Source organism: Tenericutes bacterium MZ-XQ (assembly GCA_002838205.1).
In the GTDB taxonomy this organism is placed as follows: Bacteria; Bacillota_I; Bacilli_A; order Acholeplasmatales; family Acholeplasmataceae; genus Mariniplasma.
Genome location: CP017950.1, coordinates 989,899 through 1,014,247, shown reverse-complemented (window position 1 = coordinate 1,014,247; position 24,349 = coordinate 989,899). Strand labels below are relative to the sequence as shown.

Below are 24,349 nucleotides of genomic sequence, written 5' to 3'. Positions count from 1 at the left end.
TTCCGTATGAAAAACAAAACAAGAACATTTTTCAAAGGGTTCAAAGATTTTGTCACAAAAGGTAATATCTTAGACCTAGCTGTTGCGTTTATCATTGGTGCTGCATTTCGTGCAATCGTTACATCTTTAGTTAATGACATTATCATGCCATTGGTTACATCTTTAACTGGAGAACAAAACTTTACTGACTTGGTATGGGTTATTAATAGTTCAGAAATCAGGTATGGTGCATTCATTCAAGCGATTGTTGAATTTTTAATTATAGCATTTAGTATTTATGCAGCAATCACGCTTGTTATAAGAAGAAAACAATTCTTAGAAAGAGTTGAAAAAGAACACGCTCCAGAAGTCGAAGAAGTTAAAGAAGTTGTAGTACCAGAAGATATTAAGCTTTTAACAGAAATTAGAGATCAATTAAAACAAATGAAGAAAGAATAAGGGGATTTTATGAAAAAAGTTGCGATTTTAACATGTAGTAATGCAGGTCTAGATTATTTGAAATATCCAAAAGATATCAGAATTTTACGTTCTGTTATTCATTTTAGTTCAGATGATAAAGCATATAATGATTTTATTGATATGGATGCTAAAACCTTTTACGAACGTATTAAGAAAGACCCAGATGATATTCCAAAGACATCGTATGTATCTATAGGTACAATGATTCAAAACTTCGAAGAACTAGAAAAAGAAGGCTATGAAGAAGCATTAGTGATCGTCATATCTTCTGAGTTAAGTGGATTATATGAAGCTGTAAAAAGAACAGCAAATGAAGTGAATATTAAAGTCACTGCATTTGATTCTAAAACATTAGCATACGGTGAAGCTTATATGGTTTTAGAAGCACACAGGCTTGCAGAAGAAGGAAAGTCAGTTGCTGAAATCGTTCCACATTTGGAAAAGATCAGAGATAATGATATGATTTACTTTGCTGTAGACACACTGCTTTATTTAGTTAAAAACGGTCGTCTATCAAAACTTCAAGGAACTTTAGGTACTATGCTTCAAATGAAACCTGTACTTTTTATTGGCGATAGTGGTAAAGTTGAAACTTTAGAAAAAATCAGAACAACTTCAAAAGCGCATAAGCGTGTATTAGAAAAATATATTGAAGATACTAAAGATAAAAACGTTATTACATATATTTCACATGCACATGCTGATGAATATGTTGCTTGGTTTGTGGAAAAGATTAAAGAAGTTTTCCCTGAAAGAGAAATTGTTGTCGCATATTTAACTCCAGTTGTTGGTGCTCATACTGGACCTAAAGGTATAGGCATTGGTTATATTTTATTAGATTAAAAAAAGTGCCGAAGCACTTTAGATTGGGTTGATTCAGTTCAGCCCTTTTTTTATGCATTCTCGATGATTGCTACGACTGGAATAAGTAAGAACGCAATCCATGATATTGCAAATAATCCAAAAAAGAATCCTAAACTATAGAAGATAATGACTGCAATAAATGGCATGAAAGGTGTTAACTTTCTCGGTTGATCATATAAATAAATTGCTGTCATTGGGATTAACAAAAATACCATCCAAGCATAAGCCCATCCATCTGCTAAATAACCAAGTAAAAAGAATGTTGCGATTGAACCAATGATTACTGAAGCAAATACAATTGCATTTTTTCTTTTTAATGGATTTTTTACAACAAGTTCAAATTGGAGTTCAGCGTAATAAAGCATAACGACAAGTGGTAAGATAAAACCAAATAAACCAGTTCTGAAATCGTCTTGTGCGTATCCCATATATAAATAGAAAGCTGCGGCAATGAGTATTGATGAAATCATTAATGCTTTTTTTACATTATTCTTCTCGTAAACAAGTGCAACTAACGGAATGATAAGAAAGACTAGCCAAGCTGGATTCCAGTAGTTTGTATAAGTGCCTACTAAAATAAATGTAATCACCGCAACAAATGGAGATAGGGCAACAATCTTTTCTTCTTTTTGAGTACTTAAAATGATAGCTGTGATGGGGATGATCAAAAAGATTAACCATGTTGGATGCCATATATCTGTTGACATGCCTACAGTCATAAACACTAAGACTGCTAAAAATGGAGATAGGGCAATAAACTTATGCTTATATCTTTTCATTTGTTTCATTTGAAGTGTGTCTCTTAACTCTTCATAAACTTGATTAGGATCGCCTAATAAGTTATATGCTTCATCATCAGATAGCCCTCTTTCAAGTGCATCTTCATACATGCCTTCATAATCACTTATAACATCTTTGATATCTACTTCTAAGACCCCGTGACTTTGCAAAGCTTCTCTTAAATCTTTTAAATAATTAGTTTTGTTCATTGAAATGACCTCCTACAATATTAAATACACCTTTTAAAAATGATTTCCATTCATCTAAAGACTCATTTAATCTTTGTTTTCCTTGTTTTGTAATTTGATAATACTTTCTAGGCGCACCTAGTGTGGTTTGTTTTTCATATGTTTTAAATAAGTGTTGAGAAGTTAATCTTCTTAAAATTGGATAAATTGTATTTTCATTGACATCGATGTCATTAGCCAAACGCTCGATGACTTCAAATCCATACATATCTTTTTCATCTATGACATATAAGATACACATTTCGAGTATGCCTTTTTTTAATTGAGTGTTCATAAAATCCTCCTTACTGTGTATTACACACTACTAATATATCATGGTACTGTGTAAAACACAATACCTAAAATACACTTTTTTTATTTTATTCATCTTGTCTTTTTATTTTTATTATGATACTATACTTACAAATAGATGAGGTAGATATCTATGAAAAATATGAAAAAGGCTGTTTATTACTATTACGCATATTTGATATAAGGACTGCTTTTTGTGGCATTCCTTTTTGACAATGTGAAGGAACAGCCAAATCATGATTAAACAATCATCCTTGGGGTTCCTCAGGGATTTTTTTATTTTTCAAGTATCCAAAAGGAGATAAGACTATGATTATTAAAATGAAGAAGGATTCAACAAAAAAACAATACCAGAAATTGGCTGAGTTTTTAAAGAGTAAAAATTTAGAGATTAGAGATGTGAGTAGTGAACACGTTCATATTTTTGGGATCATTGGAGATACATCATCGTTTGAACCTGTAGATTTATATGCTTTCGAAGGAGTTGATGAAGTTACAAGAGTTTCAACGCCGTTTAAAAAAGCATCAAGAAGTTTTAAAAAAGAAGACACAGTTATCAAATTAAAATATGGTGTAGAAATTGGAAAAGATCAGTTTGTAATGATGTCAGGTCCTTGTTCAGTGGAATCATATGAGCAATTAAGAACAGTAGCTAAAACGGTTAAACAATCTGGTGCGCATATCTTAAGAGGTGGTGCATATAAACCAAGAACATCTCCTTATGCATTTCAAGGCTTAGGAGAAGAAGGTTTGCAAATCTTAAGAAAAGTAGCTGACGAGTTTGAATTGATGGTCGTTACTGAGATTCCAAGTTCTGATTTGTTACCTTTATTTGAAAAATATGTTGATATCATTCAAGTAGGCGCAAGAAACATGCAAAACTTTGAGTTGTTAAAAACATTAGGTAAATCAACAAAACCGATTTTGCTAAAAAGAGGTTTATCATCAACAGTGGAAGAATGGTTGATGAGTGCTGAATATATCATGAGTGGTGGAAATGAAGATATTATTCTTTGTGAAAGAGGCATTCGTACTTTTGAAAAATATACAAGAAATACACTTGATATATCTTCAGTCTTAACAGTTAAAGAACTTTCTCATTTACCAGTGATTATTGATCCATCACATGCAGCAGGTAGATGGTCAATGATCGAAAAATTATCACTAGCAAGTTTAGCAGTTGGAGCTGATGGGTTAATTGTTGAAGTTCATCACGACCCTGAACATGCTCTTAGTGATGGCGCACAATCATTAAAACCTAAAAAATACCTTCAAATGACAGATCAACTTAAAGAAATGGCTAAGTTATTAGGAAAAACGTTTATATGAAAATATTTATTGTTGGATTAGGTTTGATTGGTGCATCTTATGCTGAAGGATTAAAAAAACAAGGACATCAAATCTATGGATATAATCGAACAGAAAGTATTTTAGATCTAGCGATAAAAGAAGGTATTATCGAAAATGATAATCATTTTGAAAAAATTTCAGAAGCGGATGTCATAATTTTAGGGCTTTATCCAGAACATAACGTAGAGTTTTTAAATAAATATCAGTCGTTTTTAAGAGAAGGTCAATTGATCACCGATGTCAGTGGGACAAAAGTTTGGATGATGGAAGAAATCGATAAGATCATCCCTGAAGGTATTTCTTATACGTCGCACCATCCAATGGCAGGAAAAGAAGTTTCTGGTTATCATGCAAAAGATTATAAAATCTTTAAAAAAGCAAATTTTGTGATTGTTAAAGGAAAAAAATCACTAGAAAATGATGAAATTATCCTTAGATCCATCGCAAAAGACCTTGGTTTTGGTAAAATAACAGTAACAACACCAGAAAAGCACGATGAACTTATCGCCTTTACATCACAATTAACACATGTGATTGCAGTCAGTTTAGTCCATAGTGATCATTTAGAGGAAACCAAAAATGCAACTGGTGATTCTTATCGAGACTTAACGAGAATTGCTAAAATCAATGAAAACATGTGGACAGAATTGTTTTTAGAAAATAAACAAGCTTTATTAAAAAAAATCAATGACTTTGAAAAAGAACTTGATGATTTAAAAAACTTGATTAAAAACAACGATAAACAAAGTATTCAAAAATATTTAAAAGAAGCAAAAGAAAAGAGGAAACAATTTGATGAGAATTAGTATGCAAGATTATGACATCATGATTGGCAAAAAAAGCATCAACAATTTAGAAAACTCAATCAAAGCTATCTATGATGCAAAAGACATTTTCATTGTTACAGATGATCATGTGTTTGACCTTTATCATGAAAAAATAACTAGCATACTGAAATCATATCATCTTCACTTTGTATCTATAAAGCCAGGAGAAAAATCTAAATCGTATAAAGTTTACTTAGATACGATTGAAAAACTGATAGAAAAAGGCATTAAAAGAAATCATTTACTCATCGCTTTAGGTGGCGGTGTTGTCGGAGATTTAACGGGTTTCATTGCGGCAACCCTCTATAGAGGGATACCATTTATTCAAATACCGACAACGCTTCTTGCTCAAGTAGATAGTAGTATTGGTGGTAAAGTAGGTATTGATTTAAAAGAAGGAAAAAATCTGGTTGGCTCATTTTACACACCTAAGTTTGTCATCATAGATCCTGATTTTCTAGAGACTTTAAATGATAGAGAATATCGTCAAGGTGTCGCTGAAATGATTAAAGCTGGTTTAATTAGAGATAAAAATCTTTTTGATTATTTCAAAGAAAACATCCTTGTATCAGAAAAAGAAATACTCATGGCACTTCAAGTGAAAAGAGAGATTGTACTTAAAGATCCATTTGAAAAAAATGAGCGTATGTTACTCAATTTTGGACACACATATGGACATGCCATTGAAAAAAAATTCAAATATGAAACTTATAAGCACGGTGAAGCGATTAGTTACGGTATGCTCATTGCATTAGAAGAGGGTATTAACCAAAAAATCACACCAGCTTACCTATATGATGAAGTCAAAGAAGTTTTAATCAAACAACAACTTGTTCAAGAACCGTTTTTTAAAAAAGAAGATTTAGAATCATATATTTTAACAGATAAAAAGAACACATCTAAAGATTTTCATTTTATTTGTTTAAAAGATATTGGAAACAGTGTTATAACTAAATTAAAAGTGGGTGAAAAATAATGAACGTCACAATTAAACCATCAAAATTAAATGGAAATGTAGGAGTCGTTAGTTCAAAATCATTATCACATCGTTATGTGATTGCTGCTGGACTAGCTAAGGGTACGTCAATTGTCTATAATGTTTTAGACTCTGAAGATTTGGATGCTACAAAAACAGCTTTAAAAGGACTTAATGTAGAATTTAAAGATGAAAAAGTCATTGGTTCAGGATTTAAAGTTGTCAGTAATGATGTTTACTGTAACGAATCTGGTTCAACACTTAGATTTATGATTCCGATTTATATGCTCCAAAAAGATAAAGTCGTCTTCCATGGAGAAGGTAGATTAGTGGATCGTCCGATTGATGTTTATGAGTCATTATTTAGAGATAAAGGTTTAGGTTTTACATACTTAAATGAGCCACATTACCTTCCTTTAGAAGTCAAAGGTAAATTAAAGGGTGGGCATTATCCTTTAATCGGTAATATCAGTAGCCAATTTGTATCTGGGCTTTTATTTGCGCTTCCACTTGCTAAAGAAGACTCAACCATTGAATTATTAACACCACTATCATCTAAAGGATATGTGGATATGACACTTGACACATTAGAAAAATTTGGTATTAAGTATACTTGGAATGATAGACTCATTCATATTCCTGGTAACCAAAAATATCAACCTCAATTAGTGACTGTAGAAGGTGATTTTTCTCAAGCAGCTTTTTGGCTTGTTGCCGGTACTATTAATAAACACCAATTACCATTAAACTTAAGAAATCTAGATCCTAACAGTAGACAAGGCGATAGAGTTGTTGTTGATATTATTTCTAAAATGGGTGGATATTTATACTTCCAAAAAGATTTAAAACAATATGTCGTATATCCAAGAAAAACTAAAGCAATGACAATTGATGTTGATCCAAATCCAGATTTAGGTCCTATTCTTATGGTCTTAGCTGCACTGAGTGAAGGTGAAACACATTTTATCAATTGTAGAAGATTAAAAATTAAAGAATCGGATCGTTTACAAGCCATGTATGAAGTCTTAACAGCTTTAGGTGTTGAGATGAGAATTACAGACGATGAAGCTTGGATTAAAGGCCAAGATGGATTTAAAGGTGGACTTACGTTTGACTCATATAATGATCACCGTATTGTGATGGCGATTGCAATCGCAAGCCTAAGAGCTGATGGACCGATAACTATTAGAAATGCTGAACATATTCAAAAGAGTTATCCAACATTCTTTGAAGTCTTTAAATCTTTAGGAGGCATTGTTGATGAAGCTTGATTTACTTAGAAAAGAAATTGAGTCTATCGATCAACAGATGCTTGAACTTTTTTTGAAACGCATGGATGTTGCTTATCAAATTGGTAGTTATAAAAAAGAACATCACTTACCTATTTTTGATGAGCAAAGAGAAAAAGCATTGCTTGAAAAACAAAGAAAGTTACTGAATAATGAAGACTTATGGCCGTTATATAAACAGTTTTTAAAAGAAGTGATGAGATTATCGAAAGAATTCCAAAAAACATGTTAAGATTTGGACTTATCGGGAAAAATATCAGTTATTCTAAATCACCAAAGATCCATCAAGTATTAGCCAAGTATACGCATATAGATATATCTTATGATTTATTAGATGTTGATAGCAAAGGCATTAGTGTTTTGATTGAACAATTGAAACTAGGGGATTATCATGGTTTTAATGTTACACAACCTTATAAAGAATTGATCATGAAATATATTGAAATATTAACCCCACAGGCAAAAAGAATTCAAGCTGTAAACACAATCTATATCAAAGATGGCTTTGTGGTTGGCGATAATACAGATTATGATGGTTTTTTAGGGTTGTTAAAAAGAAATCAGATAGAAATATCACAAAAACAAATTTATATCTTAGGTACTGGTGGTGCCGCTAAGGCATGTTATCATGTCTTAAAGGATTTAGATTCAAACCCGATCTATGTAACAAGAGATCCACTTAAAGTTAACAAGGAAACAATTACATATGAAACACTTTATCAAACGGATGCAGATCTGCTCATTCAAACAACACCAGTTGGAACTTATCCTCATACGAAAGAGTCAGTTTTAAGGCAATCATATGTTAAAGATAAAGTGGTTATAGATCTAATTTATAATCCATTAAAGACACAAATCGTAAAAGACTCTAAAAAAGGATTTAACGGACTTGATATGCTGATGCTTCAAGCCATCAAATCTTTTAATATTTGGACAAACAAAGAGATCGAGCTTACACATAAGCTTTATCAAGAACTTAAGGAAGTGATTACACATGAATAGTTATGGCAATATATTTAAAGTAACACTCTACGGAGAATCTCATCAACCTGCAATTGGTGTTGTTATTGACGGTTTGCCCGCAGGAACAAAAATAGATGAAACTCTAATTCATAATGATTTAGAACAAAGAAAACCAAAAGCAATCGGCACAACACCAAGAAAAGAAGACGACATATTTAAAATCACGAGTGGTGTTTTAAATGGGTATGCAACAGGGTCTCCAATTCATGTGATGATTGAAAATAAAAACATAAAATCAAAAGATTATGAACATTTAAAAACACATCCTAGACCTGGACATGCTGATTTTGTTAGTGAAGTAAAATATAAAGGTTTTCAAGATTATAGAGGTGGTGGACGCTTTTCAGGAAGACTTACCGCAGCTTTAGTGGTTGCAGGTAGTTTTGCAAAAATGGCGATCCCCTTTAAGATAAGACATGAACTCACACAAGTGGGCACTTTAAAAGATATGACAAAGCTTGATGATTATTTATTGGGTGTCATGGAAAAACAAGACTCAGTTGGTGGGACAATTAATATAACCATATCAGATATGATTGTTGGTATCGGTGAACCATTTTTTAATAAGTTGAATGCAGAACTTGCAAAATTATTGTTTTCAGTACCTGCAGTTAAAGGCGTTGATTTCGGATTAGGATTTGATGGTGTAGAAAAACTAGGTAGCGAGTTTAATGATGTCATCATTGATCAAGAAGGTAGAACAAAAACGAATAATCAAGGTGGAATCAATGGCGGCATCTCTAATGGTAATGATATTCACATCAGAGTTTTTGTTAAACCTACCTCAAGTATTCAGAAAAAGCAAGATACTTATCATTTGTCTGCTAAAAAAGTGGAAACACTTGATATTGGTGGACGACATGATGTCGCAATCGTAAGAAGAGTGGGCATTGTTTTAGAAAATGTTGTAGCTATTGGTTTACTCGACCAGTACTTAATGTATAAAGCTTATCGATAATGTATTTAAAGTTTCTATGTTGTTTGTTGACGTAGAGACTTTTTTTTGATATCATAAATATGAACATATGAGCAAATGTTCATATATGGAGGTATTTATGACAACTTATACATGTGATGCAATATGTATCCATGAAGATACAATTCAAGAAGTACAAAAAAGTATGATTAAAGATAATGATTTAGATAAGATTTCAAAAATCTTTAAAGCGATTTCTGATCCGACTAGAATTAAGATATTATATGCTTTAAAAACTCAGGAACTTTGCGTGTGTGATATTTCTGTAGTATTAAATATGACACAAAGCGCTATTTCACATCAATTAAAAGTTTTAAAGGATGTTGATTTAGTAAGAACAAGAAAAGATGGGAAAACAAGGTTTTATAAACTTGCTGATGAACATGTGCATACATTGTTTTCACAAGCATTTGACCATGTAAACGAGTAAAATATGAAAAAAACATTTGAAATTAGAGATATAGACTGTGCGAATTGCGCTTTAAAAATTGAAAATGAAATCAAAAAAATAGATGGATTAAAAGATGTGAGTATTGATTTTGCTAAGCAAAAATTATATGTTGATGATCAAGAAAATAAAATAGACGCAAAATCATTAGAGAGAATCGCTAGAAAAATCGAATCTTCTGTATCTATTTACGATAAAGAAGAAATCATTATAGAAAAGCATAAGTGGACTTTAAATCATTATAGTGTTTTATTAGGATTTTTGATGATTTCTATCTATTTAATGATGGATACATGGGTTTTTATGTTTGAATCTCATATTGATCTTACATTGTTTATCCTATCTTATGCATTCATTGGTGGCAAAGTCATTATTAAGGCTTTTAAAAACATGAGTCATGGACAGGTTTTTGATGAACATTTCTTAATGATGATTGCAACCATTGGAGCATTTTTTATCGGTGAGTATATCGAAGCTATAGCGGTGATGTTATTTTATCAAGTTGGGGAGTACTTCCAAGATTTAGCGGTAAATCGCTCAAGAAATCATATTAAATCATTAATGGATTTAAAGCCAACCATTGCACATCAATATAAGGATGAAAATTTAGAAGATGTAAGTCCTGAAGATTTAGTGGTTGATGATATTATTTTGGTTAAGCCCGGAGAAAAAATCCCAGTTGATGGGGTGATTATCAGTGGTCAAACCACTCTTGATGAAAGTAGTATCACTGGAGAATCGACACCTATACAAAAAACTGAAAAAGATGAAGTGTTATCCGGTGCTCTTAATATAAATGGATTGATTACAGTTTTAGTGAAGAAGCCATATCGAGATTCAACTGTCTATAAAATTATTGAATTTGTTGAACAAAACTCTAATAAAAAGGCCAAAACTGAACAGTTCATCACAAGATTTGCGAAATACTATACGCCAATTATTGTTGTTATTGCAGGTTTACTAGCATTTTTAGTACCTTACTTCATGACCTTTTTTAATCAATCTTTATACACAACTGAATTTCCCATATATCTAGAAAGAGCACTTATATTTTTAGTTATCAGTTGTCCTTGTGCACTTGTTCTATCTGTTCCATTATCATATTATGCTGGTATAGGTAAAGCATCCAGACAAGGCATATTGGTTAAAAGTGGAAGTGATTTAGAGCAGTTTAGTAAAATCGAGCATTTTGTTTTTGACAAAACAGGGACACTCACAAAAGGTGATTTTGTCGTTGCGAAAGTTTTTGCAGAAAATAAAGATCATATCTTGAAACTTGCAGCACATGCAGAATCAAACTCAAATCACCCTATTGCTTTATCGATATTAAGAGCTTATCAAGGAGAGATAGATTCAAAGAGTTTAAGTGATTTTGAAGAAGTATTTGGTAAAGGTATAAAAGTGATCTATGATGATAAACGTCTCTTGGTTGGAAATGATAGATTACTATTAGATGAGAACATTTTATTTGATAAGTCTTTAGATACGCATACTGTGATCTATGTAGCTTATGATAATAAGTATATTGGATATATAATTTTGGAAGATGAACTTAAGATCAGCTCAAAAGAAACGATTTCTTATTTATTAAAAAACAACAAAAAAGTATCTATGGTAACAGGAGATAAGATTTCAATTGCCCATGATATTGCCCAGCGCTTAGGTATAACTAACGTCTACGCTGAACAATTACCTGATGATAAAAGAAATGTTATTGAAACACTTAAAAAAAAAGATAAAACAGCTTTTATCGGAGATGGAGTAAATGATGCTCCTGTGCTTATGACCTCAGACTTAGGTATATCTATGGGTGCTTTGGGTAGTGATTTAGCAGTTGAAGCATCAGATGCCGTGATTATGAATGATGAACCAGAGTTGTTGATACATGCGATAGATACATCTGCACTCACGAGAAAAGTTGTCATTCAAAATATTATATTAGCTGCAGGGACAAAATTTATTGTACTTATCCTAGGTGCGTTAGGTTTCGCGAATATGTGGCTGGCAATATTTGCAGATGTTGGGATATCTTTAATTGCTGTTATACACGCAATGAGTATACTAAAAACGAAGAAATTAAGTTAAACAAATGTTTAACTTTTTTCTTTAAGTTGAGTATAATGGAAATAGGTGATATTTTGGAAATAAAACTTGATCAAGTCAAAGGCGTTGGGCCTAAGTTATTGTATATATTTCGAAATAACAACATCTGGTCTACATACGACCTTGTTTTACGGTATCCAAAAACCTATCAAGATTTTTCAATTGATCAAGTTAACCTTTTAAAGCACAAAGATAAAGTGACTGTATCTGGAAAAATAACAACGCCAATCAAAGATAATCCTTATGCAAGAGTCCATATGTCGTCGTTTCATATGGAATTATTTGGTAATCAAATTGAAGTTATTGCTTTTAATAGACCCTATTTATCAAAGCAGTTTTTTGTAGGTGACGAAGTCGTTGTTCAAGGAACATATCAATTATATAAGCACCAGTTAATCGCACAAACAGTCATTAAAAAGGAAAAAAATGTTGAAATCAAACCGATTTACCACATTGGAGATATTCATGATAAAGTGATATCTAATATTGTTCAAACGATTTTTGATGAGAAACTTGTTCAAATATATGAAACCATACCTGATGTATTTTTAGATAAATATCATTTACCAGATAGAGCTGATGCATATAAGATGCTACATTTACCTAAAACATTTGAGGATGTTAAACAAGCCAAAAGAAGATTTAAATATGAAGAAGCATTTTATTTACAACTTAAGTTAAAGGCCGAATTAAAAGAAAAACAAGTATCAAGAACGCCTATAGTATACGATATTGATCAAATCAAAGCATTTATTCAAGAATTGCCTTATGAACTAACAAATGATCAAAAACAAGCGGTCAATGATATCTATAAAGATTTCAAAAAGCCTTATGCACATTATAGACTCATCCAAGGGGATGTGGGTTCAGGGAAAACTTTAGTCACATGCCTTGCAACACTACCGTTTTTACAAAATAAAAAGCAAGTCGCATTTATGGCACCAACTGAACTTTTAGCAACTCAACATTATCAGTATTTTAAATCCTTATTAAAAAAAGCTAAAATTTGTCTTTTAACAGGTAAGACCAAGCAAAAACAACAAGTGAAAGAAGCTATAAAAAATAACCAATATGATATTGTCATCGGTACACATGCACTCATTGAAGATGATGTTACATTTCATGACTTGGGATTAATCATTATTGATGAACAACATAAGTTTGGTGTTGATACAAGAAATAAGCTGATAGATAAGTCAACAGCTAATGATGTCATCTTTTTAACAGCAACCCCTATTCCTAGAACATTAGCAATGGTTGCTTTTGGTGAGTCAAATGTATCCATCATTAGAGAAAAGCCGCAAAACAGAAAAAAAGTAGATACCCATTATTTATTAAAAAAAGATATTCATAAACTTTATGAAGCTATAGATCAAAAAATTAAAAATAAAGAACATGTGTTTGTTGTTGTTCCTGCAATATCCTCAAGTAAGGTTGATGACAATATTGATACGGTTTATCAAGAACTATCATTAAACATAAGTGCACCAATCTTTGTACTTCACGGAAAACAATCTAAAGATGAACAAGAAGAACAGATGGAAAAATTCATGTATAAACCGGGTAGTATATTACTAGCAACAACAATGATTGAAGTTGGTATTGATATACCTACAGCAACACTTATAGCAATTTATGCCGCAGAATATTTTGGATTAAGTCAACTTCATCAATTAAGAGGACGTGTAGGAAGATCTAATTTAAAGAGTGAATGCTTTGTCATCTCACAAAAAGAAGATATTGAAAGACTAGAGATGCTTACAAAAACTGATGATGGATTTAAGCTTTCAGAATATGATCTTGTCCAAAGAGGGCCTGGTGATTTTTTAGGAAGTGAGCAAAGTGGTTATTTGAATTTTAACTTCTTAGATTTGTTAAGCGACTATCCGATTTTATTAGAGGCATCTAAAAATGTGGAATGGTTGATGCAACAAAAAGATTTTTATACAAACGCAAAATATAAATATTTGCTTAGATACATTAAAAACAATATAAAAATATGATATAATTATACATACGAAAGAAGGTAGACTTATGATAAGATTAGCTGTAGATGGCATGGGTGGAGATTATGCACCAGAGCCAATTGTTAAAGGTACTTTAGCAGCACTTGAAAAATTTGATCAAATAGAAATAACATTGTTTGGCGATGAAGAAAAGATGAAACCTTATCTTAAATCACATCCAAGACTTAAAGTTGTTCATACGCCTTTTTATTTGGACATGGGTGAAAAAGACCCAATCAAACAATATAGAACCAATAAAGAAATGTCAATGTTTAAATCACTTCAAGCTTTAAAAGACAATGAAGCTGATGCAGTGGTAAGTGCTGGACCTACTCAAGCGCTTGTTGTTGGTGGGCATTTTATCGTTAGAAGAATGCCTTCAATGAAAAGAGTAGCGATTGCCCCAATTATTCCTTCTTATGATAGAAGAGGAAGAATACTTTTAGATTCTGGAGCAAACGTAGATTTTAAAGCAGAACATTTAAGAGATTTTGCTGTTTATGCATCAGTTGTTGCTGAGAAAGTGTTGAAAAGAAAAAACCCACAAGTTGCTTTGATCAATATTGGAACAGAAGAAGGTAAAGGTAGAGAATTAGACGTAGAAACTTTTAATCTCTTAAAAAATGATAAAAACATTAATTTTTATGGCAATTTAGAACCCAAAGAAGTTTTTACCACGGAAGCAGATGTTTTATTATCAGATGGATTTACTGGGAATATCGTCATGAAAACCATGGAAGGAACCGCAAAAGGTTTAGGCATGGTTTTAAAAAGAGAAATTAAAGCAACTTTCTTAGGTAAGATTGGTGCTTTACTGATGAAAAAGAACTTAAGTAATTTTAAGAAATCACTAGATGCATCTGAAGTTGGTGGTGCATTATTGATGGGTCTTAATGGTATCGTCATTAAAGCTCATGGGTCTTCGAATGATTATGCTTTTTTCAATGGTATAAGACAAGCCAAAGAGATGGTTGAAGCAGAAGTCATCAAAAAAGTTACTGAAGCATTAGAACAAAAGGAAGTTGACAATTCATGAAAGATTTACTTAAAAAGTTAAATCTTTTATATAAGGATGAATCTCTATATGTTCAAGCGTTGACACATGCATCATTCGCTTATGAAAATCAAACGGATAATAATGAAAAGTTAGAATTTCTAGGTGATGCAGTCATTGAACTACTGACTAGCGATTATCTTTATCAAAAAGATTTAGCTGATGAAGGCGAACTTACAAAAAGACGTGCTCAAGCAGTTTGTGAAGAAGCACTTGTAATCTTCGCGGAAAAAATACATTTAGATCAATATTTAAGATTGGGTAAAGGTGAACAGTTGAGAGGACCAAATCCTGCAATGATTGCGGATGCATTTGAGTCTTTATTTGGAGCTGTTTATTTGGATTTGGGATTTAAGCAAGCCCGAAAATTATTTCATAAAATCGTTGTACCACATTTGAATCTAGTATGGGGAATAAAAGATTATAAATCTGCACTTCAAGAGTATATTCAAAGCGGGGATAAGAGAAATATAAGTTATCATATTATCAAAGAACAGGGCCCTTCACACAATAAAATTTTCGAAGCGGCTGTGAAACTTGATAATCATATCGTACTCGGTACCGGTATGGGCCGATCAAAAAAAGAAGCAGAACAAAATGCTGCACACGACGCATTAAAGAAGGGTAATTATGATTTTAAAGAGATTATATGATGAATATGATTTTGCAATTGAAAGAATTTTACTCAAGGAGTATAGAAAACTTTCTTTAACCATGCAAGAATTGACTGTGTTAATTGCACTATTTTCTATTTATAAAAAAAGAAAGACATTTTCAACACTTGCAATATCTAGAAGAGTTGAATATCATTCAAATGAAATAGGAGAAATTGTAGAATCTTTATTAGAAAAAGGATTTCTAACCATATCTTTAGAATTAAAAGATCAAAAAGAACGAGAGATATTTGATTTAGGCCCAACTTTTGATAAAATAGAAAAGCTGTATATCGAAGAAGAAAAAGATAAACAGAAACAAATGATTGAAAATGAAGTAAGTGAGGTGATCTTGAAGTTTGAACAAGGATTAGGAAGACCATTAAAGTCATATGAGTTAGAAAATATTAGGAAGTGGTTTGAAGATGATCACTTTTCATATGATCAAATTGTTAAATCTATAGATCAAGCTGAAGAAAAAATTAGTGTAAAATATGTTGAAAGACTACTTACACAACAACCTATTAAGCAAATTGAGATTGATCAAGATGTTGATGAAGCACTTGATGAAATCTTCAAGAGTATAAAATGAAAAATGCAGATTATATATTAGAAACGCTTGATCAAATGTTTCCTAATGCGACTGTTGAACTTAAACATAACAACAATTTTGAATTACTAGTTGCTGTTGCACTGAGTGCACAAACAACTGATATTGCAGTTAACAAAGTAACACCAGCATTATTTAATAAATATCCAACACCTTATGAGTTATCTAAAGCAGACGAGAAGGATATTGAAAAATGTATTAAAACTATAGGTTTATATAGAAATAAAGCGAAAAACATCAAAGCCTTATCGAAAGATTTAGTCGATAAATTTGAAGGTGAAGTACCTTCAAATAGAAAAGATTTAGAATCTTTACCAGGCGTTGGCAGAAAAACAGCAAATGTCGTCTTAAGTAATGCATTTCATATACCAGCATTAGCGGTGGACACGCATGTTGCTAGAGTATCTGTAAGATTGGGATTCGCAAAAGTTGGGGATTCTGTATTAACCATAGAAAACAAATTAATGAGAAAAATACCGAAAGACAAATGGCAACAAGCTCATCATCAATTAATTTTCTTTGGAAGATATCATTGTTTAGCAAGGAACCCTAAGTGTAGTGTATGTCCTTTATTTGATATGTGTAAATTCAAAGAAAAATATGAGTATAGATGACAGTGAGTTGGCGACAACTCATTTTTTTTCTAATTTTTAACGGATTTAAAAAGATTAAAAATATACAATAGAATACGATAATAACAACCAGGAGGGGTAACATGTATATTAATTTAACAGAACTAAACCACATTATAAAAAAGAGGCAATCCAATAATAAGTGTGTTGGATTACCTTTTGGATCAGCAATCAAGTATAAAAGAGATGAGTTGAAAATGACTTTGGAGGAAGCTAGTGCAGATATATGTAGTGTATCTTACTTATCGAAGCTGGAAAATAACATCATTAAACCCAGTGCTAAATATGTTGATCTATTAAAAAAGAGGTTCAACATCAAAGAAGATTATGTCTATGATAGTGATGAATTTAAAACTCATATTGAAATGATTATTCGTGCGATCTTGTTAGATCAAAAAATTGAGCATTCTCTACTTAAAGACTTTGAAACACGTGAAGATTATGAATCGGTCTTAATCAATTTCGCTTATCACGTACTTCATGAGGACAGTGCTCAAATAGAGTATTATTATAAAAAAATAGTGAGTTCCATATTATCTATGCCAGAAGAAGCTTTCATGACTGCAATGCTTTTAGTTGACCGTATTTTATACGATGCAATGAGATATTCTGAAGGTGTCGATTTGTTAAACACCATTGAGGCTTTTAATCCCGAACATGAAAAAATTAAGTTACTAATTCTTAAAGGTAAAACAAGGCATGCATTTAAACTTAATAATTATACAATGATTCATGATACATATGAGACATACAAGCATGCACTCATACAAAAACACCTTTTTTCACAGTTCAAAAAAATTCATCTTGAAAAACTCATACATGAAGCAAAACATAGATCATGTGATTGTATCATCCAAGAAATCGATCAAATTGATGAGTTTGAAGATTGTGATAGACAGTATCTAAAAGCTAAATGTTTCTCATACAAGGGAGACTATGACAGAGTTTTAAGTATCGCTACAATGTATAAAGATCAATCTATCGATTGGATGATACTTTATGTTATGGCACTGGAACACTTAAATGAAACTAAAAAAATCATTCAATTTATTGAAACTCATCAAGATATTAACAATGCAAGGCTAAACGTTATTTTCAAGCATCTAAAACATAAGTACAAATCGACTCAAGAAGAACAAATGAGTTACATCAAAAGAGACATATTAACATTTCATGGCATGACAGAAGATTATGAAATACTAAACTATTTGCTTAAAGATTGTGAGCAAATGTTAGTCAAACATCAATATTATAAAGACGCTGTTTCGTTATATCGAATCTTTGTAAAAAAACTCAACCACTTAGCTTTTGCTTAAGAAAAACATAAGAAATAAGGTGATAAACCTTATTTTTTTGCTTATTTAAGCCAAATACTATTGACTAAAAAAATATAATCATATATACTATTTAAGGCTAAGGAGGGAAGATGATGCGTACAATAAAATTGTTTAGCTTAGCTAAGGGGTTCGGGTTTTTATTTTTGATTGCTGCAATTTTAACAGCAGTTCATCAATATACATATTCTAATGTACCCTTATTTACACAATATTTAATTAAAACATTATTAGCACAACCAGGTATTGCTGATCAAACAGTGAGCGTAGGTGAAGTAAACCTACCTACTTTTTTGTTAAACTTTTTTAGACAAGATACCGAAGTCTTAAATATAATATTAAGAATTGCTAGTGCATTACTTATCTTACAAGTCTTTAGATTTAGTTTGCGGTTTTTTGAACTTTGGATCAAAGGTGCGTTATTAGAAAAACTTGCTGAAAAACTAAGAATACGTTTATATGGCCATATTCAAGACCTGAATTATGAGTTTCATAATAATGCTGACACTGGAGATTTAATTCAAAGATGTACAACTGACGTTGAAGCAACAACAACATTTTTGACAACAAGAATGTTAGACTTTGTTTATTTGTTAGTAACACTACTGTTTGGTGCTTACCAATTATATTATATTAATCCTACCATGGTATGGATATCGCTATCGCTTGTACCTTTGGTAGCAACTGCCTCAATTATATACTTTATTAAAATAGATAAGATTTTCCAAAACATTGAAGAAACTGAATCTAAGATGATGACCGTTGTTCAAGAAAACTTATCAGGCTCTAGAGTTGTTAGAGCTTTTGCTAATGAAGCATTTGAAGTCACAAAAATGGAAAATAAAAATAGAGAATATGCTGATGCATTAAAAAAAGCAAACAGTATCGTAGCTATATACTGGGGATCTATGGATTTTATCAGTATCACGCAATATCTAGTGATTATCGCTATTGGTGTTTATGCTGTTAGAAATCAGACGATGGACGCTGCTGGTGTCGTTGCTTCATTATCATTAGTTGGTATGCTTATTTGGCCAGTCAGAGGATTAGGGCGAATCATCAATGATTATGGAAAAGCACTTGTTGCATCTGATCGTATCCACCACATTTTAGAACAGTCTAGTGAATATGAAAATGATGGCAAAGAAGAACCTAAAATCAATGGAAATATTGAGTTTTCTAATGTATCATTTAAGTTTCCTGATACACAAGAACACTTACTTAAAGATGTTAATTTTAGTATCAAAGCTGGTCAAACCGTAGCGATTATTGGACGTACAGGTAGTGGTAAATCGACCATTATCAATTTATTAATGCGTATGCATGAATATCAAAGCGGAAATATATTTATCGATGGCATCGCGTTAAAAGATATTAGTAAAAAGTATATTAGAAGACAGATTGGTGTTGTTTTACAAGATCCATTCTTATATTCAAAAACAGTCTATGAGAATATCGCGATCGCACACAAAGATGCTGTCAAAGATAGAGTCATAAAAGCTGCTGAAATAGCAGCTCTTGAAAAAGATATTAGAACCTTTAAAAAAGGATATGAAACCATCGTTGGAGAAAAAGGAACAACATTATCTGGTGGACAAAAACAAAGAGTTGCAATTGCACGCGTTCTTGTTCAAGATAAGCCAATCCTTATTTTTGATGATGCCTTAAGTGCTGTTGACACACAAACTGATATTATGATTAGACAAGCACTATTAGCAAAATCAAACAAACAAACAACAATCATCATAACTCATCGTATTACAACAGCAAAAGAAGCAGATCAAATTATCGTATTAGATAAGGGAACAATTCAAGCGATTGGTACACATGATGTGTTAAGTCAACAAGATGGTTTATACAAGAAGCTTTGGGATATCCAAGGTAAATTAGAAAAAGCGTTTGAAGAGACGCTGGAGGTAGGTGAAGATCATGCATCATGAAGATGATGTTAATGTTGAGTATAAAGTTCAACTATCTACCTGGAAAAAAATAATTGGTATCGTCTTTTCTTCTAAAAAAAGAATAACTTTACTTATCGCATTTTCAAGTATGGTTGCTGTGTTAGATGCACTGATCCCTCTTGTAAATAGATATGCAGTTGATGTTTACTTTGTAGAAGGAGATTATTCAACTTGGCCATATTTTGTTGCTGTAAATATTTTAATCGCAGCTGGTTTTGGGATTGCGGTTTGGGGATTTATCCATCAAGCTGGTATTATTGAAGCTGAAACAAGTTATGAGCTAAGAAGACAAGCATTTAAGAATCTACAAAAGTTATCATACAGTTATTTTGATAAAACGCCACAAGGCTGGATTATGGCTAGAATGACTTCTGATGCAAGACGATTGTCATTAATTATTTCATGGGGAATTGTTGATTTCGTATGGGCTGGATTATCAATGATTATGATTCTTATTGTCCTATATGTAACTTTCTTTAAATTAGCACTTATTGTAACGATTGTTGTTCCTGTAATGTTTGTGATAGCATATTTCTTTAGAAAACTTATTTTAAAGCAACATCGAATTGCAAGAAAACACAATTCACAATTAACAGCACAGTACAATGAGGGGTTTTTAGGTGCAAAAACCACAAAGAGTTTGAGTATTGAGGGTCAGAATTTTGATGAATTTGCATACACTGCTCATCAACTAAAAAGAGCAAGTATTAAAGCAGTTATTTCATCAGCACTATTTTCATCAATCATTTTAGTGCTTGCATATATTGCGGTAGGAACAACCATGTTTCAGGGTTCAGTTTATGTTTTAGAATTTGTCATAACAGTTGGTACATTACAAATGTTTATTGCATATACGATTAACTTCTTTGAACCGATTATGGCAATTTCAAGAATCTTATCAGATTTTCAAAATGCACAAGCATCAGCTGAGCGTATTGTAGGTTTGATTGAAACTGAGTCAGATTTAACAGATACAAAAGAAGTTGAAGCAATCTATGGTACGCTATTTGAAGATAAGGTAGAAAACTGGGAAGAACTCCACGGTGAAGTAGAGTTTAAAGATGTAACATTCTATTATTTAGAAAACGAAATGATATTAGAAAACTTCAACTTGAAAGTAAAACCAGGTCAAAGTGTAGCTTTAGTTGGACACACAGGTTCTGGGAAAACGACTTTAGTCAATTTACTTGCAAGATTTTATGAACCTAAATCAGGAAACATCTTAATCGATAACAAAGATTATAGAGAAAGAAGTATCCATTGGTTACATAGAAGACTAGGCTATGTTTTACAAAGTCCACATTTATTTAGTACAACAGTTTTAGAGAATATCAGATACGGAAGATTAGATGCAACCGATGAGGAAGTTAAATATGCTGCGAAAATGGTCGGTGTAGATGATTTTGTTAAGAAACTAGAAAAAGGGTATGAGACGTTTGTTGGTGAAGGTGGTAATTTATTATCGGTTGGTCAAAAGCAACTCATATCATTTGCTAGAGCAGTTCTTGCAGATCCAAAAATTCTGATTTTAGATGAAGCAACGTCTTCAATAGATTCAGAATCTGAACTTGTGATTCAGTACGCAACTGAAAAGTTATTAAACGGACGAACAAGCTTCATCATTGCACATCGATTATCGACTATTGTCAATAGTGATTTAATTGTCATGCTTGATATGGGTAAAATCATTGAGATGGGTACGCATGATGAACTGATTGCAAAACGCGGACATTACTTTGAACTTTATCGCAATCAATTTATTAGAGAGAGCGAAGATAAACTTAGCATTGAATTATAAAAAAAGTAAAAAGACATCTTGATTTCTAATATGATGTAGAGGTGAATGAGATGTCTTTTTTGTTATCTTTTTTTCAGTGGACCATATGTTTGACACAAGTGATTTGGTCAAATACAGTCATTGATGTACCCGTTTTTGATGATTTAGAATCTTATATTACAATTCCCGAAGCTACATTATATATTGATGGGATTGCCGTAGCAGATACACCGTCCTATGTGAGATCAGGAGTAAATCGTACATTTTTATCAACTATTGTTACAAGTTATGTAAAAACATACTATATTTACTTTGAAGCTTACTTTGAGTCTTATGATGTTAGGCAAAAGCAATTAATCACAATCAATGTTGTAGATGGTATAAAACCGGAAATAACTTATATACCGACATACATCATAGATGTTTATAGTGAACCACCAGATTTTTATCAGCATTTGCAATATAAAGATAATTATGATCAAGCAGAAGATTTAGTTGTCAAAGTCGATGATCAAGCAATTAATTTTAATCAGGTTGGAACATATGATGTCATATACTATATCACAGATACATCAGGAAATACAAAAACCTATGTGAAAGAGATAAAGATTATTGATCGCATTAAACCTCAGATTGAACTCATAAAACCAATCATTATTGAAGTTCACACCCTTTTAGATATAACAAAGTTTATCGAAATCACTGATAATTATGACTTAAACGTGAATTTCGCTGTTATTGGAGGTGAAGCTCCATTTGATCGATTGGGATATCATGAAATAACAGTTTTAGCTGTAGATAAATCTAGAAATCAAACCATAGAAAGCTTTGTAATAGAGATTGTGGACAGAACACCACCTGAGCTCATTTTAGTTTCTTATCCAAAAATCATCCCAGTTTACGATGTGTTTGATGAACGTGATTGTTATGAATATGTTTTATCTGTAAGTGACAACTATGATGATGTAGATATTACTGATATTCGTTTAAGTTTTGATGTTGATCCTAATCGTGTTGGAAAGTATAAGATCTACTATAGCATAGCAGACCAATCTGGCAATGAGACGCAGAAAACTTTAGAAGTAGAGGTTAAGGATCTTATTGGACCGAATATAGAAATATCAGAATCACTCATTTTTGAAGTGTTTTCTGCACACCCTATTTTAAACCATTATATCAATGTAGATGATAATTATTGTGATGTCTCTTTGTTAGATATCGATATAGATTCAAATATCAATATGAATCAGATTGGGATATATGAACTCAGTATAACTGCTTTAGACTGTTTTAAGAATAAAACGACTTTACATACTACAGTTGAGATCATTGATTTAATCCCACCAGAAATCACACAAGTCAGTGAGATTGTGTTGACAGAATTTATAAAAAAAGACTTAAGTATCTATTTTAATGCCATTGATTTATATGATCTAGATAATATTAAAATGATTTTAGATGACTCGCATATAGATTATGAAAAAATAGGAGCATATGAACTCATTATCTATGCATACGATCAGTCGAATAACGAAAGCTATTATATTGCTGATGTTTTAGTTGTAGATATTATGCCGCCCGTTTTAGAAATCGATGTATCATATCTATATTTAGAACTGAATCAAGCTGATTTAGACTTGATCAGCTATATAGTAAATGTTGATGATAACTATACTTATGTAACTATTGCTGATGTTCTCATAACATCTGATATTGATGTCACACAAATTGGAGCATACACATGCATCTATACCATTTTAGATAGCTCCCTTAATCAAACGACAAAAAAGGTAAATGTTTTTGTCATTGATCGTGAACCACCAATCATTGAAGGACAATCATTATATGTTAAGATGTATGAGCATGTTGATATAATGGAAGGATTATTTATAAATGATAATGTAGATGTCTTTGATATATACACATCTATTGATTATATAGATACAACATATCCCGGATCATACGAAGTTTCATATGTTGTCGTTGATACAAGTGGCAATCAAACTATTTTTAGTCGAATGATATATATTAGCGAAGATGAACAGGTATTTGAAATCCAAGATTTTTTACCAATGATCATTATATTGTTAATTAGTGCTTCAACTTTATATTATCTTTATAAAAAATTGTAGTTATATCTTTTGACTTTACCCTTTATTTAAACTATAATATGAACGTAAATTAAGAAATAAAAAGGAGTGTCTAAACATGGCAGACGTATTAGTCGTTTATTGGAGTGGTACAGGTAACACTGAAATCATGGCAGAAAAAATCAAAGAAGGTTTAGAAGCAGAAGGATTATCAGTAGATTATAGATCTGTTGATGCAATTGAAGTTGATGAAGCAGCAGCTTTTGATAAAATTGCATTTGGATGCCCATCAATGGGTGTTGAAACACTAGAAGAAGATGAATTTGAACCATTCTTTGAAGCACTAGAAGGTTCATTATCAGGTAAAAAAGTAGCTTTATTCGGATCATACGGATGGGGTGAAGGTGAATGGATGGAAGCTTGGGAAGACCGTATAAAAGATTCTGGAGCTGAGTTATTCGAAGCAGGATTTAAAATCAATTCAACACCAAGTTCTGAAGAAGAGGAAGAATGTGTTGAATTTGGTAAATCATTTGCTAAATTCTAAGAAGATATAAAAAATGCTAATCATAGCATTTTTTTTATAACACAGTTTGGA

General features: G+C 31.8%; 23 protein-coding genes. 21 read left to right on the top strand and 2 right to left on the bottom strand.

Annotation, left to right across the window (positions count from 1 at the left end; genetic code table 11):
- Positions 1–6 precede the first annotated feature (6 nt).
- Together BK011_04970 and BK011_04965 are read left to right on the top strand one after the other, a co-directional pair.
- A complete protein-coding gene (locus BK011_04970) occupies positions 7–438 on the top strand; it encodes a hypothetical protein (protein AUD65061.1) in 432 nt (143 codons plus the stop codon).
- A 9-nt stretch (positions 439–447) separates the two neighbouring features.
- The gene (locus BK011_04965) at positions 448–1,302 is read left to right on the top strand and encodes a hypothetical protein (GenBank protein AUD65060.1); all 855 of its coding nucleotides are present in this window, start codon (positions 448–450) and stop codon (positions 1,300–1,302) included.
- A 50-nt stretch (positions 1,303–1,352) separates the two neighbouring features.
- On the opposite strand, the gene BK011_04960 is transcribed toward BK011_04965, so the two are convergent.
- The gene (locus BK011_04960; protein ID AUD65059.1) at positions 1,353–2,312 is read right to left on the bottom strand and encodes a hypothetical protein; all 960 of its coding nucleotides are present in this window, start codon (positions 2,310–2,312) and stop codon (positions 1,353–1,355) included.
- Positions 2,299–2,625 (bottom strand): PadR family transcriptional regulator, encoded by a 327-nt coding sequence (locus BK011_04955; protein AUD65058.1) that lies wholly within the window; start codon positions 2,623–2,625, stop codon positions 2,299–2,301. Before BK011_04955 ends, BK011_04960 begins: the two co-directional genes overlap by 14 nt.
- Before the next feature lie 326 nt (positions 2,626–2,951).
- Here BK011_04955 and BK011_04950 point away from each other — a divergent pair, with 326 nt between their 5' ends.
- From BK011_04950 to BK011_04860, 19 genes are all read left to right on the top strand, one after another.
- A complete protein-coding gene (locus tag BK011_04950; protein AUD65057.1) occupies positions 2,952–3,971 on the top strand; it encodes a 3-deoxy-7-phosphoheptulonate synthase in 1,020 nt (339 codons plus the stop codon).
- On the top strand, positions 3,968–4,798 hold the full coding sequence (locus BK011_04945) for a hypothetical protein (protein ID AUD65056.1): 831 nt from the start codon (positions 3,968–3,970) through the stop codon (positions 4,796–4,798). The genes BK011_04950 and BK011_04945 overlap by 4 nt, the downstream gene beginning before the upstream one ends.
- Complete coding sequence (locus BK011_04940; protein AUD65055.1) at positions 4,788–5,795, top strand: 3-dehydroquinate synthase; 1,008 nt, start codon at positions 4,788–4,790, stop codon at positions 5,793–5,795. Before BK011_04945 ends, BK011_04940 begins: the two co-directional genes overlap by 11 nt.
- On the top strand, positions 5,792–7,066 hold the full coding sequence (locus tag BK011_04935) for a 3-phosphoshikimate 1-carboxyvinyltransferase (protein ID AUD65054.1): 1,275 nt from the start codon (positions 5,792–5,794) through the stop codon (positions 7,064–7,066). The genes BK011_04940 and BK011_04935 overlap by 4 nt, the downstream gene beginning before the upstream one ends.
- Positions 7,053–7,316, top strand: coding sequence for a chorismate mutase (locus BK011_04930; protein ID AUD65053.1), 264 nt, complete (start codon positions 7,053–7,055; stop codon positions 7,314–7,316). Before BK011_04935 ends, BK011_04930 begins: the two co-directional genes overlap by 14 nt.
- Complete coding sequence (locus BK011_04925) at positions 7,310–8,086, top strand: hypothetical protein (protein ID AUD65052.1); 777 nt, start codon at positions 7,310–7,312, stop codon at positions 8,084–8,086. The genes BK011_04930 and BK011_04925 overlap by 7 nt, the downstream gene beginning before the upstream one ends.
- On the top strand, positions 8,079–9,065 hold the full coding sequence (locus BK011_04920; GenBank protein ID AUD65051.1) for a hypothetical protein: 987 nt from the start codon (positions 8,079–8,081) through the stop codon (positions 9,063–9,065). Before BK011_04925 ends, BK011_04920 begins: the two co-directional genes overlap by 8 nt.
- Before the next feature lie 85 nt (positions 9,066–9,150).
- Entirely contained in the window at positions 9,151–9,513 is a 363-nt protein-coding gene (locus BK011_04915) for a transcriptional regulator (protein ID AUD65050.1), read from the top strand.
- A 3-nt stretch (positions 9,514–9,516) separates the two neighbouring features.
- Positions 9,517–11,616, top strand: a complete 2,100-nt coding sequence (locus tag BK011_04910; GenBank protein ID AUD65049.1) for a cadmium-translocating P-type ATPase — start codon at positions 9,517–9,519, stop codon at positions 11,614–11,616.
- 35 nt (positions 11,617–11,651) lie between these two features.
- Positions 11,652–13,637 carry a hypothetical protein gene (locus BK011_04905; protein ID AUD65048.1) on the top strand — a complete coding sequence of 662 codons (1,986 nt, stop codon included), beginning with the start codon at positions 11,652–11,654 and terminating at the stop codon, positions 13,635–13,637.
- Positions 13,638–13,668: 31 nt separating this feature from the next.
- On the top strand, positions 13,669–14,676 hold the full coding sequence (locus BK011_04900) for a hypothetical protein (GenBank protein ID AUD65047.1): 1,008 nt from the start codon (positions 13,669–13,671) through the stop codon (positions 14,674–14,676).
- The gene (locus BK011_04895; protein AUD65046.1) at positions 14,673–15,347 is read left to right on the top strand and encodes a ribonuclease III; all 675 of its coding nucleotides are present in this window, start codon (positions 14,673–14,675) and stop codon (positions 15,345–15,347) included. Before BK011_04900 ends, BK011_04895 begins: the two co-directional genes overlap by 4 nt.
- Positions 15,328–15,939, top strand: coding sequence for a hypothetical protein (locus tag BK011_04890; GenBank protein AUD66150.1), 612 nt, complete (start codon positions 15,328–15,330; stop codon positions 15,937–15,939). Before BK011_04895 ends, BK011_04890 begins: the two co-directional genes overlap by 20 nt.
- Positions 15,936–16,571: an endonuclease III gene (locus BK011_04885; protein AUD65045.1), complete on the top strand. Its 636-nt coding sequence runs from the start codon at positions 15,936–15,938 to the stop codon at positions 16,569–16,571. The genes BK011_04890 and BK011_04885 overlap by 4 nt, the downstream gene beginning before the upstream one ends.
- A 101-nt stretch (positions 16,572–16,672) precedes the next feature.
- Entirely contained in the window at positions 16,673–17,905 is a 1,233-nt protein-coding gene (locus tag BK011_04880; GenBank protein AUD65044.1) for a hypothetical protein, read from the top strand.
- Between the two features lie 110 nt (positions 17,906–18,015).
- Positions 18,016–19,863 (top strand): hypothetical protein, encoded by a 1,848-nt coding sequence (locus BK011_04875; protein ID AUD65043.1) that lies wholly within the window; start codon positions 18,016–18,018, stop codon positions 19,861–19,863.
- A complete protein-coding gene (locus BK011_04870) occupies positions 19,853–21,682 on the top strand; it encodes an ABC transporter ATP-binding protein (GenBank protein AUD65042.1) in 1,830 nt (609 codons plus the stop codon). Before BK011_04875 ends, BK011_04870 begins: the two co-directional genes overlap by 11 nt.
- A gap of 50 nt (positions 21,683–21,732) precedes the next feature.
- Complete coding sequence (locus BK011_04865; GenBank protein ID AUD65041.1) at positions 21,733–23,793, top strand: hypothetical protein; 2,061 nt, start codon at positions 21,733–21,735, stop codon at positions 23,791–23,793.
- A gap of 76 nt (positions 23,794–23,869) precedes the next feature.
- Positions 23,870–24,298 (top strand): flavodoxin, encoded by a 429-nt coding sequence (locus tag BK011_04860; protein AUD65040.1) that lies wholly within the window; start codon positions 23,870–23,872, stop codon positions 24,296–24,298.
- Positions 24,299–24,349: the final 51 nt, after the last annotated feature.

Excerpts from the sequence above, each read along its gene's own strand:
- BK011_04970 (AUD65061.1), top strand. The coding sequence starts at position 7 with ATGAAAAACAAAACAAGAACATTTTTCAAAGGGTTCAAAGATTTTGTC.
- BK011_04965 (AUD65060.1), top strand. The coding sequence starts at position 448 with ATGAAAAAAGTTGCGATTTTAACATGTAGTAATGCAGGTCTAGATTAT.
- BK011_04960 (AUD65059.1), bottom strand. The coding sequence starts at position 2,312 with ATGAACAAAACTAATTATTTAAAAGATTTAAGAGAAGCTTTGCAAAGT.
- BK011_04955 (AUD65058.1), bottom strand. The coding sequence starts at position 2,625 with ATGAACACTCAATTAAAAAAAGGCATACTCGAAATGTGTATCTTATAT.
- BK011_04950 (AUD65057.1), top strand. The coding sequence starts at position 2,952 with ATGATTATTAAAATGAAGAAGGATTCAACAAAAAAACAATACCAGAAA.
- BK011_04945 (AUD65056.1), top strand. The coding sequence starts at position 3,968 with ATGAAAATATTTATTGTTGGATTAGGTTTGATTGGTGCATCTTATGCT.
- BK011_04940 (AUD65055.1), top strand. The coding sequence starts at position 4,788 with ATGAGAATTAGTATGCAAGATTATGACATCATGATTGGCAAAAAAAGC.
- BK011_04925 (AUD65052.1), top strand. The coding sequence starts at position 7,310 with ATGTTAAGATTTGGACTTATCGGGAAAAATATCAGTTATTCTAAATCA.
- BK011_04920 (AUD65051.1), top strand. The coding sequence starts at position 8,079 with ATGAATAGTTATGGCAATATATTTAAAGTAACACTCTACGGAGAATCT.
- BK011_04915 (AUD65050.1), top strand. The coding sequence starts at position 9,151 with ATGGAGGTATTTATGACAACTTATACATGTGATGCAATATGTATCCAT.
- BK011_04910 (AUD65049.1), top strand. The coding sequence starts at position 9,517 with ATGAAAAAAACATTTGAAATTAGAGATATAGACTGTGCGAATTGCGCT.
- BK011_04905 (AUD65048.1), top strand. The coding sequence starts at position 11,652 with ATGGAAATAGGTGATATTTTGGAAATAAAACTTGATCAAGTCAAAGGC.
- BK011_04900 (AUD65047.1), top strand. The coding sequence starts at position 13,669 with ATGATAAGATTAGCTGTAGATGGCATGGGTGGAGATTATGCACCAGAG.
- BK011_04895 (AUD65046.1), top strand. The coding sequence starts at position 14,673 with ATGAAAGATTTACTTAAAAAGTTAAATCTTTTATATAAGGATGAATCT.
- BK011_04885 (AUD65045.1), top strand. The coding sequence starts at position 15,936 with ATGAAAAATGCAGATTATATATTAGAAACGCTTGATCAAATGTTTCCT.
- BK011_04880 (AUD65044.1), top strand. The coding sequence starts at position 16,673 with ATGTATATTAATTTAACAGAACTAAACCACATTATAAAAAAGAGGCAA.
- BK011_04875 (AUD65043.1), top strand. The coding sequence starts at position 18,016 with ATGATGCGTACAATAAAATTGTTTAGCTTAGCTAAGGGGTTCGGGTTT.
- BK011_04870 (AUD65042.1), top strand. The coding sequence starts at position 19,853 with ATGCATCATGAAGATGATGTTAATGTTGAGTATAAAGTTCAACTATCT.
- BK011_04865 (AUD65041.1), top strand. The coding sequence starts at position 21,733 with ATGTCTTTTTTGTTATCTTTTTTTCAGTGGACCATATGTTTGACACAA.
- BK011_04860 (AUD65040.1), top strand. The coding sequence starts at position 23,870 with ATGGCAGACGTATTAGTCGTTTATTGGAGTGGTACAGGTAACACTGAA.